Consider the following 16,893-nt stretch of genomic DNA (forward strand, 5'->3'; position numbering starts at 1 on the left):
AGACTGAAAATAAGCGAAAAAGTTGCGAAATTGAGAGATTTCAAGCTTTATAGAGTCTCGTAACACAAACTATTAACATAAAAAAAAGCCCAGCAGAATGCCAGGCTTTACCAATCTATTTATTCTACAAATAATCTGTTTGCTTCAGCATCCGATGCAACATCACAGCAGCTTGTGCACGAGTGGCATTACCCTGAGGTTGGAACTCACTTGTGGTCATTCCCAAAATAATCCCAGATTGCACAGCTTTAGCTACGAATTCTGCACTTTGATTCTGAATTTTAGACTTATCCTTAAAGCGAGCCAGTGTTGAGGCAGAAGTGCCGCTTAAAGTAATAGGATGTTTGGTGTATTCCATTGCCCGAATCATCATGATTGCCATCTGCTCTCGAGTGATATTATCATTAGGCCGGAAGGAGCCATCCGTGTTCCCTGTAATAATACCAGCCTTGGCTGCTGCACCAATATAGTCTCCAGTTTGTGTGGAAGGCTGCACATCCCGGAAGCGCTGTGCGGTCTCGCGATCGCCTAGCAAACCAAGTCCCCGGCTAAGCATTACTGCAAACTCTGCACGGGTAATCTTTTTTTCTGGACTAAATGTAGTCCCGTAACTGCTATCGATGATAGTCTTTGCACTAAGCTCAGCTACGATCGAATTACTCCAATGCTTACTCATATCTGAGAAGGCCCGGGTTGATATAAAGGTTCCTAACACCTGATTACCCTCCGTACGAGCACGAATAATCGTATAGCTACCTACCGTACTTACTTTTGTTGGCAGATAAGCTGCATCGTAATAGGAAAGATCCAGTCTAGCAGCAGATGTCTGCGCATTGTTCAATGAAGAAGTTGTACGCACAGTGTATTCTCCAGGTACCGATAATGCCTTAGCATTAGAATAATTGCTGCTTACTATCGCAGTCACCCGGACATCCATAAGACTAGTAACGCTCTGCATCCCCATAGTTTTTAGCTTTTGCTCAAATGGGGAGAACGTACCTGCCGGAACCTTTTCTAAGCGGAACACCAGCGAGATATTTTTACTGTCTGCAATCAAGCTAGTCGCTAATCCGTTCATATCGATATCGTCTAGTCCTACGCTATATAAGTGATCGCCATAACGTATCATAAATTTTGTGGTTTTACTGCGATTTACAGCATCAAGCAAAGGCTTTAAAGGAACAGTCACATAGGCCGATTGTTCTGTAGCAGGCACCTCAAAAGCTAATGTATCACTACTTGCCTTATACAGATATTCATAACTGGCCGTCAGGCGATCTGTGTTTAAGGTATATCTTTTTACAGATTGATTGTATAACGAACGGTCATCCACGATTTGTGAAGAGTCACTCTTCAGCAGCGCGTATTCTTTTCCAAACTCACTTGTTGCAAGCGTCCCTAGATAGGATGGACGATTTCCCGTTCCGGTGCTCACGCCGGTTAGGTTCTTAACAGAGAGAGAAGAGAATGAGGACAGTATATTACCGTTCAAATCCTTGATCGTACCTGAACCTGACATATAGGACAAATCGATAGTTTGCCCGGTCTTTACTACTGAGGATGTTGTTATTTTCAAAATATCCCCTGACAAAGTGTAGTTTTGTACACCTATACTGCTTCCATCTGCTCTAACTCCGAACTGATTAGCGTAGAGGGAACCAGATGCCTGCATGTTTTTACTGAATGTAACCGTAAGCTCGTCGCCATTGATGGTGGCAGAACTAATCTCAGGTATGCTAGTTCCGCTGTTTTCCGAGATGGACACAGGCTGCAGGTTAATATAAGCTGCACGGTTTCCATTTAAATCGCTTATTCCGGTAGTCCCCGGAACATAGGATACAGTAACATTCTGATTCACCGTCAAAGCACTCTGGAGCGTTAGCGTGATCTGTGAGCCACTGACCGATACATTCGTAACATAGTTAGGAGTGGTGCCAACAAGCACAGAGAACTGGCTGTTCATCGGGAGGTTTGTCGTTGACAAGCCTTCATTGTAATTCAGAAGGATTTTATTGCCACCTCCGGTTGCACTTTGGAACACGGGTGGAATTGTATCGTTGCTGTTGCGAATGTAGAAATCTGTGAAATCCGCAATATTTTGTCCAAAAGAATTCTGCAAAGGATAAGAGCCTGCATAATAGGAGACACGAACGGTCTGGCCATTAGAAGCATCGCTATTTAACCCTAAATATACAGTGTTCCCGCTGGAGCTTATGGAGTTGACCCCTAGGGATCCCCCATCTGAAGTCACTAGAAACTGACTATGTGCGTAAGAGGAAACTGCCTTTAAGGAGTCATTGAAATTCAACGCTACCGTTCTACCCGTGATCCGTCCATCTTTGGGTGTAGGCATGGAGGACTCGATAGTGTTAGTAACCTGCTTTGAGCTAAAGGTGCTGGCTGCATTTCCGCTTGGATCTTGAATGGTCCGCAGACCCCCTGTATAGCTAACCTTCACGTTCTGTCCAACCGCTACCCCTGTACTGAGTACCACATAGGCGCTGTCTCCCTGGATATAGACACTTTCAATTGTACGACTCTCATCATTCACCGTAGCACCAAAGCTGGAGATCAACAGTGCAATGGAAGAGTTGAGACTCTCATTGTATTTTAAACGAATGGTCCGATTGTTCTCGAGTGATGCAGATGTGAGCTGTGGAGCTGTTTTGTCCTGAGACAAGGTCCGGAAGCTCCATGAATTTTTGCCGCTTAGTCCATCATAGATAACATTAGCATCAATAGCGTCTACGAAAGCTCCTTTAGCAATATCAATATAATAGGTTGAGTCGCTATCTAAAGCTGTTTTAGGCGTAATTACATATTCGTTTGCTACAGTTGTACTCCGGTTAACAGTAACCGGAACCTGTGCGCCGCCACTTTTATAAAGTGCTACGCCATTTTCCACAGCACTGTTATAATTCACATTACGATTGAATGTGACAGAAAATGATCTGTTGTTAGCTATGGATTCACTCCGGTCAGCCGGGTTTAGCGCGCTTACGTTAAGTCCTGTCAAAGAAGCCGTTGTAAATGTCCAGGTATACGCACCCGAAGCCGGAAATACATTTCCGTCTTGATCGTAAAAAGCTCCCTGCGGTATCGTCACCGTATACTGCGTACTGTTTAGCAAGGGTGATGCTGCTGATGCTGGAAGCAATGTTATAGTTCTGCTGCTTCCTCCTGTAACGGCTGGGGAGTTTACATTAAGCCATCTCGTTCTAGCATCGTTAGCTGCACCTGGAGATACTGTTATGGTTCCAGCTGCAGGCATCATAGGACGATCAAATGTAAGCTGTAGGGCTCCAGTGGTAGATACCCCACCTGATCCGTTTGCCGGTGCAGGAGTCACTGGAATCTCTGCAACACCTTTAGTAGAGAAGCTCCACACATCACCGCTTGAAATCCCGGAATACGTTCGATTATCAACATCCTTAAAAGCATAAGAATCTATAAGAACATAATAGTTACTTCCGGAGGCCAATGTTTTATCCAATGTTAGTTTAACTGTAGTAGAGTTAGCATCAGTCTGAACGTTAACTCTAGTATCATCATCCTTAATTTTGAACTCTTGTACGGTTGCATTATCTGCAGACGACAAAATTCGAATGGAACCTCCACCTTTTATCAGGTTTTTATTTAAGGTTAGACTTAGCTCCTTAAGGGCTCCTGCATCCACTCTTGTATTATTAGCAGGTGAAAAGTTGCCTGCCGTAATCGCTGTATTACTCTCAGGCGCAGTGGTAAATGCCCATGAAGTAACACCTGACTCATTACCATCATTATCCTTGAACAACCCCTTAGGAATTGTCACTGTATAAGTCTTGTTTGAAGTAAACTGTTGATTTAGCTTAAGCTCGTAATCTTTTGAACTACCAATTAGACCATAACTACCAATAGGAATCGTTAAAAAAGGTGAGCTATCACCTTGACCCGTAATAGTAATTTCACCTGACTGCGGGTTTACTTGACGATCAAAGCTCAGTCTAAGGGATGATCCTATACTTACATAACTTGCTCCAGGCGCTGGTGAGACTGTTATACCAAACTCTGATGCAGCGTACACTGCTGAATTCCCTATTCCAATAGCAGGATAACCCGAACCAAGTACTAACTCTCCCGCTAGAATAAGTGCCGTCCATATTGAAATTTTTCTTTTCATTCCGTGATAGACTCCTCTCAAGCCATACTATCGTCTTTATGTATATTCTTATATTTCGGCTAAAAGGCTGGCAAAGTTTAGTAGTCTACTTCTCTATGGTTAGATTCACTAGCCTTGCTCGTTTTCGCACGCAAAATAACCCGCAGAGCTGACACCATGGCCAACTTGCGGGTTAACATATTATAAGACCGTATGATGAATTACAACCCTGCTTGATCTCTTAGCAATTCTGCTTTATCTACGCGTTCCCATGGAAGATCAACATCAGTACGTCCGAAATGACCGTAAGCTGCAGTTTGTCTATAAATCGGTTTACGCAAATCAAGCATAGAAATGATGCCCGCAGGGCGAAGATCAAAGTTGTTGCTGATCAGTTGAACCATTTTCTCTTCACTGATTTTACCTGTTCCGTATGTATCCACATTTATCGAGACAGGAGTAGCTACACCGATGGCATAGGCAAGTTGGATCTCACATTTGTCGGCCAAACCAGCAGCTACAAGATTCTTAGCTACATAACGAGCCGCGTAAGCCGCAGAACGGTCCACTTTAGTTGGATCCTTACCTGAGAATGCTCCGCCGCCATGACGAGCATAACCGCCGTATGTATCGACGATAATCTTACGGCCAGTTAGACCAGCATCCCCTTGAGGACCCCCAATAACAAAACGTCCGGTTGGGTTAATAAAGTATTTGGTTTCTGCATCAAGCAGTTCCGCAGGAACAACAGGCAAAATAACATGTTCTTTAATATCCGCCTGAATTTGTTCAAGAGAAATTTCCTCTGCATGTTGTGTAGATACTACGATAGCGTCTACGCGTACAGGTTTTTCATCTTGATACTCAATCGTAACTTGTGTTTTGCCGTCTGGACGAAGATAGTCTAAGGTTCCGTTCTTACGAACTTCAGATAAACGACGTGCAATACGATGTGATAAAGCAATCGGCAGTGGCATCAGTTCAGGTGTCTCGTTCGTAGCAAAACCAAACATGAGTCCTTGATCGCCTGCACCAATATTAGCTGTTTCTTCAGCTACTTGAGCAGGATCACGGTGTTCTAAAGCAGAGTTAACACCTTGGGCAATATCAGCGGACTGCTCGTTAAGAGAACTCAACACAGCACATGTATTATAGTCGAAACCATATTTTGCACGTGTGTATCCAATTTCTTTGATGGTATTGCGTACGATGGCAGGAATATCAACATACTCTGATTTGGTACTGATTTCCCCGATCACCAGTACAAGACCTGTTGCTACTGCTACTTCGCAGGCTACACGTGCATTAGGATCATTAACTAAAAATGCATCCAATACCGCGTCGGAAATCTGGTCACAGATTTTATCCGGATGCCCTTCCGTAACGGACTCAGAAGTAAACAAATGACGCCCTTTAATAGACAAGTATAACAACCTCCCATATGGTTAGTCTGACACTGTATAAGGGATTCCTTAATGATAACAGGCCAAATAATAAAACTAAATAATATAAATAATTCAGGTTTGCCTGATTTCTTTTTATGAAGGATTTTTGCAAAATTTGATGCCTACATTCACTAAACTCTTCAAAAAATGAACCTTTTCCATATGGAAAAGGTTTAAGGCTTTCCTCAAAAGTCATATTATCTTATTTAGGGGGTGGTGTCAATTAAACACAGAGCCCCCCGTGAGAGTATGAATATTGATTTCACGCTATAAAAAAGCAATATCAGACAAGGAATAAGGCCATCCTAACCCCTGATATTATTGAAAAAGAGACTGTTCAGCTTGCTTAATGAGTCTCTTCGTAATTTCTCCTCCAACAGACCCATTATCCCTTGAACTTAGATGCCCAAGGTACTGACTACGGCCAGAACCACTACCTCCGACTGCTCCTAACTCAGAAGCAAATTCCGTGTCTGCCCCGCCTCCATAATGAGCCCCATATAAACCAAATTCAGCTGCAATTTCATATTGCATTTGTTTCAGCATTGTCCGACTTTCAGGTACGACTGTACGATTATTACGTGCCATGTTACAGCACCTCCTGTGAATTTGTAAGATTACAGGAATATTGTGCGTCCATCACTTAATCTTCAATCGCGCCAATGATTTGTAACTTTGGAAAACAGTTTGAAGGTATGATTACGTCTGTTTACGGGCATTATGAATATATATCATTACACATTATTTCAAGGTATATCCACCACGAACCATCACAACAAGACCAAGCGTTTGACCCTCTTGAACAGCTATTCCACGACCATCACGAGGGAAAGACAATAAGTGGTTAGATGGTGCAGCTAGTCCGTTTGTAAGATCTTTACCGTCTGTTAAATCGGCCACACCATTGGCATCTTGTGAAACGATTACTGCTTTACCGGCGCGAACGATAAATTCAGCGCCTGCAGAAGCAATTAAAGTTTGGCCGGGCTTCACATCAACAATCACAGATTCACTACTGCTATTTTGACCAGGTGTAGCTACTGGCGCTGTGGTTGCACTAGGCGCAGGTGTAGCACTCGCTACCGGAGTCGTCACTGTACCACCTGATAGTGCTTTCTGAATTTGCTGATCTACGTAGCTTTTCGTAACTACAGGATCATCCGTTGTGCCAGGCTGAGAACCAACACCTGCACCTTCAGCAGTAATGTTTAGCAAAGACCCAGCCCATATACCACCAGCCAGCAAAACAGCAGCGGTTGTTACTTTCCATACCGATTTCAAAGAAGTTCCTCCTCATTATTGGGGATAAAAACCTATAAAAAAAGAATAGCCTCCGAAGAGGCTATTCTGTGCTTCGGTAATCGGAGATTACTTAGCGGAGATTTCTGTTTCGCCTTTGATCTTGTTGCCATCAGCATCGAAGATTGCAGCGTCTTTCTTAACTTTAACAATGATTCTGTTAACACCGTTGGCGTTAAGATCAAGTTCTTCTTTAGCACCAGCAGCGGAATCAATGATTTTCTTGGAGAATTTAACAGACCATTTTCCTTTATCAGATCCGTATTTAATCGGAGTGATAGAAAGAATGTTTTCTGATGAAATTTTGTTGCTAGAATTAACATCAGTGTTGATGTAGAATTCCAGGTTCGCTTTCAAGTCAGCTTCAGTTGTAGCTTCATTCAGGTCTTTGGAGAATCCGAGAATCAGTTCAGTTGAACCTCCGCTGGATACTACAGCTGAATCAAACGCAGGGCTAATTCTGCTAGTCAGCTTACCTTTTTGTTGTGCAACTGTACCATCGATTACGTTACCAGCAGTATCAGTAACACCATTCACAGCAAAGACATAGTCTTTAGTTTCTGTGATGCTGGAGCTAGGGATATATACATATGCACGAGCACGAGTTGGGTTAGTAGCAGATGATACTTCTTCGCCTTTTTCGTTCAATGTTTTAATTGTAACGTAAGAAGTGCTTGGAAGACCAGCATTGTTCAATGTGTAGCTGTTTTTATCAAGAATTGTGGATGATTTCAAACCGCTAGCATCAAACAGATCAACAGTGATCAAAGCATCACCATAAGTGTCATCACCAACAGATTTGCTATCATAGAACTTGATAGGAGCAGCGCCATTAACAACCAACAATTCTGGAGCTTTATCGTCAGTTGAAGTAGATCCGATTGTTACAGGCAATACTGCAGCAGTCAGTTCATTTGCACTGTAGGATTTATCTACGAACAATCCTGCAGGAATACGCAATGTGTAGCTACCAGCAGTTGGTACACTTACACCAGTGATAGTGAAAGTACTTCCGCTACCTTTAACAAGACTAGAATTGTGAAGCACAGTTGTAGCTTCACCAGTAGTATCATTAATCAGTTGCAGGGTGCCTTTACCTTTGTATACAACATTTTCAGAGAATTTCAGAACCAGACCTTTATTAACAGCTGTAGTTGTGTAAGTAACACCAGTTACAGTAGGAGCTACAGTGTCTTTAGTAAAGGTAATTGCTTGGCTAGCAGCTGTTCCCAAAATGTTACCCAGAGTATCTTTTACAGAAGCTCCGAATACTACAGAACCAGTGAAAGTTCCAGTTGAAGGGAAGCTAGTCAATGGGCTTTGAAGGGTGAACTTCTTGCCATTGTCAGTAGTCAACACTTGGAACGTACCTTGGCTTTCACCAACGGAGTTCAACAAGCGAACATTACCAACCAAAGAAGCACGATCAACTGTTTTGTCGAACTCAACTTCAACATACTTGTCACTTACTGGAGTTACGCTCTTGATTACTGGAGCAGCAACATCAGAAACTACAGTTACAGTAGTTTTGATTGGGTTAGGATTAGCTACATTACCTGCAAAGTCAGTAACGTTAAGCAACGATACATCGTAAGTTTTGCCGCTATCCAATGTTCCTGCAGACAATTTATACTCAGTGTAAGTATCATTTGTTACAGTTACAGTAGCAACTTGACCATTTACGTAAGCAACAATACCAGTAGTTTTAACTGGTTCGCTGAATTTCACGTATACATCTTTAGTAGTTGCTTTTGCAGTAGAGCTAGCAGAAGCAAGTGTTGGAGCAACTGTATCAGCAACAGTGATCAGTTGTGTGTAAGCTGGGATAGCTTCAGCAGATGTTGTTGTTACAGCATCGTTAAGAACTACAGTGTAGTTACCTTTAAGGAATTTAACTCCTGGCAGGGTAATAACAGCTTCAGTGTTGTCAGCGTTGAAGGTAACATTAGCATTAGCTACTTCGTTAACATCACTACCCACTTTAGTTACTTTTACTACGCCGTCGATAACTTTGCTGGATTCAGCCAGTGTATCAACATCGATTGAACGGTTAAATTTGATTACTACTTGTTTAGCATTTGGAGCTTCTGCGGAAACAACCTTAGGAGCTGCCAAAGTTACTTTTGTAGTGTAATCATGATCATTGTGTTTGAAGTTGATTGTAGTTTCAACGCCTGCTACAAGAGCAGTTGTCAATTCAACAGTTGTAGTAGTTTTGTCAGAGAAAGTAACAACTACTTTAGTTGGGCTCAATGCTTCAGCAGAAACGATTGTAGCTGCTTGGCTCAATTGATCCACAGCATAAGCTGTTTCAACTACCAAAGAACGGCTAGCGTTAGCTTTGAAGTTAGTGTCTTTAGCAACCAAACCTGCATTGATTACTGCTTGAGCATAACCTTTAGCCCATGCGGATGCAGAGTTATCAGTTGTAGTTGGTTGTTCCAATTTCAAAGCGCGGAACAATACAGCCGCAACTTCTTCAACTGTTACTTTACCGTTGTAATCGAAGATACCTTTAACAGTATCTTTACCTTGCATGTAGTTTACTGCAGTAACAGCTTCGATGTAAGGCACAGCCCAGTTCGATGCGTTGTAACCTTTGTCTTTGTAAGACAATTTGTTACTTACTTCAGTAAGGTCGAACAATTTAGTAACGATCTTCGCGAACTCAGCACGAGTAAGATCTTTTTCAAGGTGAGCTTGACCATCTGGGTATCCGTTGAGAATACCTTTCGCTGCCAAAGCATCAAATTTTTGTTGCGGAGTTGTTGCTGCGTCACCAAACGCTACAGAGGCAAACATCGAGAATGCCATTGCTGTAGATAATGCTACGGATAAAATTTTCTTCATAACCTTTTTTTCTCCTCCTTGGACGTTCATAAACTGAGATTTTTCTTTAGTTGAGTAGCTCATGTCACTCATTAGCCGATGCACCCCCTTTCCCGAGTTGAGCAAATTAAGTATAAATAATGTCTGTGACGGGTATCACAGAAACTGGTAAACGATTTTAGGACATGACAATACTAGATTCCTAATTATACCTAAGTATTATACAATGTGCCTCAAGTCACGTAAAGCTAATTTTTCCATTTTGTTAAATTGGCTTTACCAGCGGTTAATTTCAGCCTCTGTGTAAATGACTCTACACCTTAAACGCAGAAGATTTGAAAAAGTTGCGGTTTCTCAAAAAAAATCTTCTTTTTTATATTTTCCGGTGTGATCCCATTAGAAGATACATATGTATGTTCTACTAACTATTGTTAATCATGGGTGCCTACGGAAAACAGTATATCATAGTCGCTTTCTAAACGTCATTATGCAATATTTACTAAGAATCATTAACACTTGTACTATTAATTTAAACATTCCTACAAAAAACAAAAAAAGCGCCGTTGCCGACGCTTGCTTCTATTACATTGTTTCTAACGAATCTTCATAGATAATTGGATCAATTCCTGACGCTTCTCAGGACTCGAGTTCACATTGTCATACATTGCATCAATAGCTGCGCGGTTCTCGCGGTAGCTCTTCTCATGCTTGATTGTAGTATGAGACCATTCGATCAGAGCATTCTCAGTAACAACAAGCTCGTTGTATGAATCGTGGAATCCTGTTGCTTGCACCAGTTCCTCCATGACCTCTTGAGTGATCTCCTGTAGTGCCCGTTTAGCTGCAATTTCCTTCTCCAACACTTTTGCTCTATTCTCAAACATATTCTTGGCTTTCATGTAATCCAACTGTGCTTTTGATAAAATCGGTTTCATCGATGGCTTTCACCTTTCAGAAAATAATATTTTCTACATTATTGTATCGTAAATCGGTGCAGATTACAAAATTTATGTCGCTGGTAATTGTTATCTTTACATCAAAACTCCGACCTACGAATACTTTTCGCAGGCCGGAGCACTTTTTTATTCTTTAGTTAAAGTTCTTAGGGAAGATGCTTGTACTCTTCTGTAAGAGTGCCACAGTAATCTTACCGGCCTCTGCTCTAGTCAACTTACCCTTCGGGTTAAAGTTATAGACGGGCTTCTTTTGGCCTGTAACGGTCACAGCACTTCCTTCCATAATCTTAGCTTTAGATATAGCTTCAATTGCAGGACGTGAGTAGAAATCCATGTTGCTTGTATCAACAAATGATTTGCTTAAGCTTGCCAACAGTTTACTGTCATTCAACGACATCTTGAGTTTCAACGCCCTAGCTATCATTACTGCGGCTTGTTCACGTGTTAAGGCTTGATCAGGCCCAAAGAAGCCATCACTGAGGCCTGTAACAATACCTGCCCTAGCAGCTGTCTCAATGTGTTTGAAATCCCATGTAGCCGCTACGGCTTCTGGCACAATATCAAAGAAGGTTTGTTTATTAGCATCATAGTTCAAAGGAATACTTAATGATTTCACCAACAATGTAGCGAATTCACCACGAGTGGTCAAATCATCCGCCCCGAATGCATCTGCTCGAAGATTAGTCATAAATCCTTTGGAATACAATCCATTCATTATATTTCTGCCCCAAGGATGATTCGTAATATCAACAAAACCACGGCGCAGCTTCATAACAGTGTAATAACCAAATTCATCGAATGGAACGGTGATGGTATGTTTTTTCGTATCTACGACGCCGCCCAAATTCTCCCACTTACCTGAATCTGTATATCGGAATACTGTAATAGTCGATCCCACTTCATCCACAATGCTGGAGTTGAAAGTAAGCGTCAATTCACCACGTTGGGAAGGTACGATTTTTCTTGTTTGACTATACTGCGTAAAGTATCCAGTCTTTCCACTGGCATCCACGAAATGCGGGGTAACCCCGTTGGTCTCAAGATTAACGCCATCATTTCCTAGACCACCACTAAGCCAATAGATATCCGATACTCTCGAAAAGTTATTAGTAGAAACGGTTGATGTAAAGCGTAGAGCAAGATCCTGTGGAATCACAAGCTGCCCGCCCCCGCCTTCGGTTCTGTCGTCACTACCCGTTACGTTGATAATGTTCCCGTAATCATTCTTACGTTCAACAACGCCATCAGCGGGATCCGCGATACCAAACAACAGTTTTGTATTAGGATAATATTTTGCAGCACCAGAGCTAGTATATCCCTTCATAATCGTGCCTTTAGGGAAGTTCAATTCCAAGGTTTTATTAAAGACACTATACTTCGTAGCTACCTTCTCAGCCATATATTGTGTATCAATCTGCACTGCACTAGCATAATACACATTTATAGTATCGCTTATTGTGGAGTTAGCACGAACCACTTGTATCTTAATGGGATTCGATTTGTCTGCTTTTAAGCCCACATAATCATAGGTGAAGCGATCTTGATTTGGCAAATCCGTACGTTTAATTGCTTCTTCTTTGCCAATTATTACTTTAGTGGCACCTTCAGCCTCAATATCAAAACGAACAAAGTTTTTGTTAACAACAATTTGCTCACCTACCGTCGCTACAGGTGACAGAAGACGATATGGAGCAACTTCCCGCACTACTTCAAGACGTTGTGTAGTTCTTGCTCCTGTTTTGTTAATAAGCTCTAGGGTATAAACTTGACTTCCTGGGGCATCAAACTTAATGTCACGTAATCTTAAAATAAAGTTTTTAGCACTGCCAATGTAGTCATAATACAAACCATTTGCAGCCACTTCATCAGGATAACGTTTAGGACCAATAGGTCCAGCGGATTCCGTACCGTCAATTAGCAGCTTATCCTGCCCCGTCGAAGTAAACACCAGAGTAGAACCCTGATAAAGATTCAGCGTTGTAGCACCACTACCTTGTAGTACCAAGTCGAATTTATCTTTGCTTGTTGTATATTTTTCATCCTTATATACAATCTCAGCCGGCAATGCCAGCATGGCATTACGCTCGACTTCATTAGAAAGGGTTGTAGTTGTAAATGGTAAACGATTATCCCCTAAAGTAGGATGGAATTGTTTCACCCCAGAAATATTGGTATCAATGATGTAGATTTTAAGTTCTTTTTTGATAATACGTTGGTTACCAGCATTATCTCTTGAGACTCCAGTAAATACGATTTTATTCTCACCGTATACCAGTGGTCCCGTCTGACTGATTGTCACAGTGAAATTAAAAGTTGTTTTATTTACTGTTGAGTTTTTTTCTACTTCAAGCTTAAAAGGATTGCTAGATAATGAGTTACTGTCTGTACCGTTAATTTGCACTTGTGCATTTTCTATATTTTCGAACCCGATATATTCCCCAGCGACATTAAGTTTTCTTTCTACACTGGAATCGAATTCGTAGGTCTGACCATCTTGCAGATTACTTACATATATATAGTTTTTCGATACATATGAAATATCAGCATTATAGAAGGATTCGGATCCTTTATAACGGAATTGTACCTTTTGTTGACCATTAGAGAACCCTGATATTTTATAAATATATTCATTTGTTCCTGTGCCTGCAGTTACATAATCTATGGATAGTGGTTTATTACTCAAAGGCAAATAGTTTGCAGTTATATCTGCTGGGGTTGTTGATCTATTTGTCTTCGCCATTATATAGAAACTATCCGTCTCTAACTGTTGGCCATTCAAAGGCAATTTAGAGATATTGGTAAGATCACCTGAGCCTGTATATCCAGGAAGGTAGTACATTTCTGTTATAACAGTCTCATTTTTCAAAAATTTATATGAATAAAGATGAGAACTGCTGTGGCTGCCATAATCTACAGACAATTTAAAGTCATTTACACCCGCCAAGATTTCTAAATCAGCTGCAGTCTTAAATTTAACCAATTTATACGTTGGCGTAACGCCATCAGGACCAGGAATTGTTAATTCTTCTGTCACAGCACTAATCGTTACAACTTTTTCGGAACTATTACCTTTATTAAGAGTTAGCACAGCATTTGTTGCAAACGGAGCCACGTTATATGGAACTAAGATCTGTCCAGTAAAACCTGCAACACTTGGAGTCAAATCAGCAGTCAACGTAGGCACATTATCATTTAAGATATTATAGTCCGCATTGTCGTGGTTGATGTTCAAAGAAGCGTACGGTTGATCCTTATCAAAGAAATATACGGATCTGTCTATTGTTATTGAATCCGAAGCATTTTGAATAACAATCTTAAGCGTACTTAATCCCGGACTCAAGTTCAGCGCGGGGGTGAAAAATGTTCCGTCTTCCAATAGGGAAGTTTGTAATGCAGTTCCTCCATTCACGGAGACACTGACTTTAGTGGCATTCGTTACTTTACCTTGAAGAGTAACTGTAGATACTGGTACGACAACTTGTGTTCCTTCATTTAAATTAAGCGCAGAAGGACCACCCAAAACTTTTAATTCTGTTACATAGGGAACTTTATCGTAAAGAACATAAAATGATTCTGAACGTTGGAGATTCCCTTGCATACCAGAAAAGGTCACCTTATTAAAACCTGTATACAAAACAAGACCAGATGCTACAAAACGGTTATCCGGGCTATTGGTATCTGTTGTTACCGCTCCCGTAGTCAGGTGAGTAGCATCTGTTACCCATTTATTAGATTGACTATCTTTTGTAAGCTGCTCTACAGTAACCTTCATCGTGGAAGATGTTACCTGAGAGTAGGTTCCTGTAATTGAAAAGGTAGGGCTACTTACTTTGTAAACACTAGAACGGTCAATAAGTCCCTCAGGATTAGGATTAGCTGTTGTTGCTACAACATCCTGTTTCAACAGAACAGTATTACGTAATGTGAGATCATCCGGACTGAAGAAAGTCGTGGAGCTCGTGGTAGCCGCTGCCGCTATGGGCGTGTATTTACCTGGGAACATAGAAACGATCAAAGCCGCCAGCATCAGCCAAACGAACGGTCTCTTAAAGCGTTGCATGTGTTATATCTCTCCTTTGAGTATAAATTCTCGTAAACCTTCACTTTGTTCTTTATCGGTCATAGGAAGCGATATTTTTAGGGAAAACAACAAAAAACTCATCCGAAAAGGGATGAGTTTTGTTAGTTATAGAAAATATTAGAATAATACCATTAATAAATTAAGATTTGGAACCTCTTTCCGGATTAGCCTTCATACGAATTCTTAAAAAGAAATCAATCAGCGGACGTTTAGTCTTACCGATCAAACCTGTAACTTCCGCACCGATCTGCAAGAAGAAGAGCATGATGCAGATGACTACAAAGGTAACCCAGTTCGCCTCGTAAAGAGCGGCAGAGGATTGAATAACAGCTAAAACTCCGAAAAATGCAGCAATACCATAAATAATGAGCACAGTCTGACGATGACTAAAGCCTAGCTCGCGAAGGCAATGATGCAAGTGACCTTTATCTGGTGCAAAGATTGGTTTCTTCTGCAGCTTACGGCGCACGATCGCAAAGAACGTGTCCGACAACGGTACACCAATAATAAGCAAAGGTGTAATAAACGAAACCACGGCAATCTGTTTAAACCCTAGCAAAGCAAGTAAAGCTAAGCAGAAGCCTAAGAACAGCGATCCCGTATCCCCCATAAAAATCTTGGCGGGATGGAAGTTGAAGAACAAGAATCCGATTATGCTACCCAGAAGCAACAGGCATAACATGGCAACCATCGTGTTACCCATCAAGAAAGCCATTACCGCAATCGTAGCAATCGCAATCCCTGATACACCAGCAGCAAGCCCGTCCAACCCGTCAATCAGGTTAACAGCATTGGTGACACCAACAATCCAGAAAATCGTAAGCGGGATAGCAATCCAGCTTTCCAATGAAGAATACGTATTGTTAAATGGAATATTCACAAAATCTACAGTAATACCAAAACCGAAAACTACAATACATGCTGCAACAATTTGGCCCAGCAGCTTCAACTTTGCTGATAATTCAAATCGGTCATCCAAACCTCCGATAAGTACAATCAGTCCGCCGCCACACAGCAGCGCTTTGATGAAGTTGGCCTCCCGCGGAGTGAACTCATATGGAATAATCGGCAATACGGCAAGCAGGCCTAACACAAACGCCAGAAAAATAGCTAATCCGCCAAGGCGGGGCATAATTTTCGTGTGCACTTTACGAGCATTCGGCACATCTGTCGCACCAATCTTAATGGCGAATTTCTTCACCAAAGGTGTGAGGCCAAGTGCGAGTCCCATGCATACGATAAATCCAGCGATGTATATGATTAACATTTGATCAGTCGACCCCCATTTCTCTACCGCATTGAATTATACGCTGTTACAAAAACAAATTCCAATCCCTTTTTTAGGCTATTCATCTGATTTTCTAGGTGAATATCGGCATTTGACTAGACTTTTGTTACTTTATCTTTCTCACGCACCACTTTTAATGCGAATTTCGGCAACGCAAGCATTCTTTTGTACCGCGTAGGCTCTTTTAATAAACGGTACAACCATTCAATTCTCATTTTTTGGAAAACTTTTGGTGCTCTCTTGCTCTTGCCAGAAATTACATCAAAGCTGCCGCCGACCCCCATCATGATCGGAACACCTAACTTGGATTTGTGTTTTGCAATCCATGGTTCCTGACTATCCGCGCCTCTGGCCACAAATAATAAGTCAGGATTGGTTTTAACAATTCCAGCAATAATTTCATCGTCCGATTCCGGACCAAAATAACCGTCATGATATCCTGCAATAATAACACGCGGATATTGCAATTGTAACCTTTCAGCGGTTTCCTGAATCACCTCAGGTGTAGAACCAAGGAGATATATCTTCCAACCATATTTTTCACCCTGTTGCATCAATTCATGTAACAGGTCAAAACCAGCTACCCGTTCGGTTACAGGCTCCTTACAATAATTAGCAGCCCATACCACACCGGTTCCATCTGGGACAACCAATTCAGCTGACTTCATTATCTCCATATAAGCTGGATCTTCCAAAGCAGCCATAACCATAATCGGATTAGCTGTAATCACTTGATGCGGGATACGGGTATGAACCGCCTCTGTCAAATAAGCAACAGTTGCTGCCATATCAACCTTGGAGACTCTAATCCCAAAAATAGGAACTGTAGGTACCGCGCTTTCTGCTTTCACTTTAGA

General features: G+C 41.5%; 9 protein-coding genes. All 9 read right to left on the bottom strand.

Annotated features, from left to right (window positions below; translation table 11 throughout):
- Positions 1-124: 124 nt before the first annotated feature.
- Positions 125-4,159 (bottom strand): Ig-like domain-containing protein, encoded by a 4,035-nt coding sequence (locus NST25_RS28885; protein WP_340393002.1) that lies wholly within the window; start codon positions 4,157-4,159, stop codon positions 125-127.
- Between the two features lie 200 nt (positions 4,160-4,359).
- Positions 4,360-5,562, bottom strand: coding sequence for a methionine adenosyltransferase (gene metK, locus NST25_RS28890; protein ID WP_036681514.1), 1,203 nt, complete (start codon positions 5,560-5,562; stop codon positions 4,360-4,362).
- A gap of 339 nt (positions 5,563-5,901) precedes the next feature.
- Positions 5,902-6,171, bottom strand: a complete 270-nt coding sequence (locus tag NST25_RS28895; RefSeq protein WP_036681516.1) for an alpha/beta-type small acid-soluble spore protein — start codon at positions 6,169-6,171, stop codon at positions 5,902-5,904.
- A 153-nt stretch (positions 6,172-6,324) separates the two neighbouring features.
- Positions 6,325-6,864 (bottom strand): hypothetical protein, encoded by a 540-nt coding sequence (locus tag NST25_RS28900; protein ID WP_036681518.1) that lies wholly within the window; start codon positions 6,862-6,864, stop codon positions 6,325-6,327.
- 87 nt (positions 6,865-6,951) lie between these two features.
- Positions 6,952-9,804, bottom strand: a complete 2,853-nt coding sequence (locus NST25_RS28905) for an Ig-like domain-containing protein (RefSeq protein WP_051491196.1) — start codon at positions 9,802-9,804, stop codon at positions 6,952-6,954.
- 500 nt (positions 9,805-10,304) lie between these two features.
- Positions 10,305-10,646, bottom strand: coding sequence for a hypothetical protein (locus NST25_RS28910; protein ID WP_036681520.1), 342 nt, complete (start codon positions 10,644-10,646; stop codon positions 10,305-10,307).
- Between the two features lie 154 nt (positions 10,647-10,800).
- Positions 10,801-14,727, bottom strand: coding sequence for an S-layer homology domain-containing protein (locus tag NST25_RS28915; protein ID WP_036681521.1), 3,927 nt, complete (start codon positions 14,725-14,727; stop codon positions 10,801-10,803).
- 160 nt (positions 14,728-14,887) lie between these two features.
- A complete protein-coding gene (locus NST25_RS28920; RefSeq protein WP_036681523.1) occupies positions 14,888-16,015 on the bottom strand; it encodes an MraY family glycosyltransferase in 1,128 nt (375 codons plus the stop codon).
- A 116-nt stretch (positions 16,016-16,131) separates the two neighbouring features.
- The gene (locus NST25_RS28925) at positions 16,132-16,887 is read right to left on the bottom strand and encodes a WecB/TagA/CpsF family glycosyltransferase (protein WP_340393008.1); all 756 of its coding nucleotides are present in this window, start codon (positions 16,885-16,887) and stop codon (positions 16,132-16,134) included.
- Between the last annotated feature and the right edge of the window lie 6 nt (positions 16,888-16,893).

The sequence above is a fragment of the Paenibacillus sp. FSL E2-0190 genome (assembly GCF_037992965.1).
GTDB lineage: Bacteria > Bacillota > Bacilli > Paenibacillales > Paenibacillaceae > Paenibacillus_AQ > Paenibacillus_AQ odorifer.

Excerpts from the sequence above, each read along its gene's own strand:
- NST25_RS28910 (WP_036681520.1), bottom strand. The coding sequence starts at position 10,646 with ATGAAACCGATTTTATCAAAAGCACAGTTGGATTACATGAAAGCCAAG.
- NST25_RS28885 (WP_340393002.1), bottom strand. The coding sequence starts at position 4,159 with ATGAAAAGAAAAATTTCAATATGGACGGCACTTATTCTAGCGGGAGAG.
- NST25_RS28915 (WP_036681521.1), bottom strand. The coding sequence starts at position 14,727 with ATGCAACGCTTTAAGAGACCGTTCGTTTGGCTGATGCTGGCGGCTTTG.
- NST25_RS28895 (WP_036681516.1), bottom strand. The coding sequence starts at position 6,171 with ATGGCACGTAATAATCGTACAGTCGTACCTGAAAGTCGGACAATGCTG.
- NST25_RS28920 (WP_036681523.1), bottom strand. The coding sequence starts at position 16,015 with ATGTTAATCATATACATCGCTGGATTTATCGTATGCATGGGACTCGCA.
- NST25_RS28905 (WP_051491196.1), bottom strand. The coding sequence starts at position 9,804 with ATGAGTGACATGAGCTACTCAACTAAAGAAAAATCTCAGTTTATGAAC.